The organism is Actinophytocola sp. (genome assembly GCF_035942955.1).
GTDB lineage: Bacteria > Actinomycetota > Actinomycetes > Mycobacteriales > Pseudonocardiaceae > DASYTH01.
In genome coordinates, this window is the sequence record NZ_DASZCQ010000258.1 from 1 (window position 1) to 1,831 (window position 1,831).

The 1,831-nt window shown below is 69.7% G+C and carries 1 protein-coding gene; it reads left to right on the plus strand.

Going from position 1 to position 1,831, the window contains the following annotated elements:
• Window positions 1-1,831, plus strand: a 1,831-nt coding sequence (locus VGX25_RS26355; RefSeq protein ID WP_326920598.1) for a homocysteine S-methyltransferase family protein, incomplete at both ends; no start/stop codon positions are given.

The following is a 1,831-nucleotide window of genomic DNA, read 5'->3' on the forward strand; positions in this document are numbered from 1 at the left end:
GGACGACTTCGCCGGGCTCGAGGGCTGCAACGAGATTCTCAACGTCACCCGGCCGGACGTGGTGCGCGCGGTGCACCGCGGGTACTTCGAGGCGGGCTCGGATGCCGTGGAGACCAACACGTTCGGCGCGAACCTGGCCAATCTGGGGGAGTACGGCATCCCGGAGCGGATTTTCGAGCTGTCCGAGGCCGGCGCCCGGCTGGCTCGTGAGGTGGCCGACGAGTTCAGCACGCCGGACCGGCCGCGGTTCGTGCTGGGTTCCGTCGGCCCGGGCACCAAGCTGCCCACGCTCGGCCACGCGGCGTCGGCCGATCTGCGGGACGCCTACGCCGAGGAGGTCCGCGGCCTGCTGGCCGGCGGGGTGGACGCGGTCATCATCGAGACGGCACAGGACGTCCTGCAGGCCAAGTCCGCGATCATCGGCGCCAAGCGGGCGATGGCCGCCGAGGGCCGCACCGTGCCGATCATCATGCAGGTGACCGTGGAGACCACGGGAACCATGTTGCTGGGCACGGAGATCGGTGCCGCGTTGACCGCCCTCGAGCCGCTGGGGATCGACCTGATCGGGCTGAACTGCGCCACCGGTCCTGCGGAGATGAGCGAGCACCTGCGCACGCTGTCCAAGCACGCCCGGATCCCGCTGTCGGTGATGCCCAACGCCGGCCTGCCGGAGCTGGGGCCGGACGGTGCGGTGTACCCGCTCGGCCCGGACGAGCTGGCCGAGGCGCTGGCCAACTTCGTCGGCGAGTTCGGCGTGCGCCTGGTGGGCGGGTGCTGCGGCACGACCGACAACCACCTGCGGGCGGTGGTCGACGCCGTGGCCGACGTGCGGCCGGCCGACCGCAAGGTCGTCTCGGAGCCCGGTGTTTCCTCGCTGTACCAAGCGGTTCCGTTCGCCCAGGACGCGTCCGTGCTGATGATCGGGGAGCGGACCAACGCCAACGGGTCCAAGGCTTTCCGCGAGGCGATGGTGGAAGGGAGGTGGGACGACTGTGTTGAGATCGCGCGCGCCCAAACTCGGGACGGGGCGCATATGTTGGACCTGTGCGTGGACTATGTCGGCCGCGATGGCGTTGCCGATATGGGCAACCTCGCCGGCCGACTGGCCACAGCCTCAACTCTGCCAATCATGCTCGACTCAACGGAGCCCGACGTCATCCGCGCAGGGCTTGAGCGGCTAGGTGGCCGGTGTGCGGTCAACTCGGTGAACTATGAGGACGGAGACGGGCCGGGCTCGCGGTTCCAGCGCACGATGGAGCTGGTCCGCGAGCACGGCGCCGCCGTGGTCGCGCTGTGCATCGACGAGGAGGGCCAGGCCCGCACCGCGGAATGGAAGCTGCGCGTGGCCACCCGGCTGATCGAGGATCTCACCACCAACTGGGGCATGCGCGTCGGCGACATCATCGTCGACACGCTCACCTTCCCGATCTCCACCGGCCAGGAGGAGGTCCGCCGGGACGCCATCGAGACGATCGAGGCGATCCGCGAGCTCAAGCGGCGGTACCCGGAGGTGCGCACCACCCTGGGTATCTCGAACGTCTCGTTCGGACTGAACCCGGCCGCCAGGCAGGTGCTCAACTCGGTCTTCCTGCACGAGTGCGTGCAGGCCGGGCTGGACACCGCGATCGTGCACGCCTCCAAGATCCTGCCCATGGCCCGGATTCCGGACGAGCAAAGGGAAGTGGCGCTGGACCTGGTCTACGACCGGCGGCGGGACGGCTACGACCCGCTGCAGAAGCTGATGGAGCTGTTCGAGGGCGCCACGGTGTCGTCGTCGAAGGCCTCCCGGGCCGAGGAGCTGGCGGCCCTGCCGCTGTTCGAGCGGCTGCAG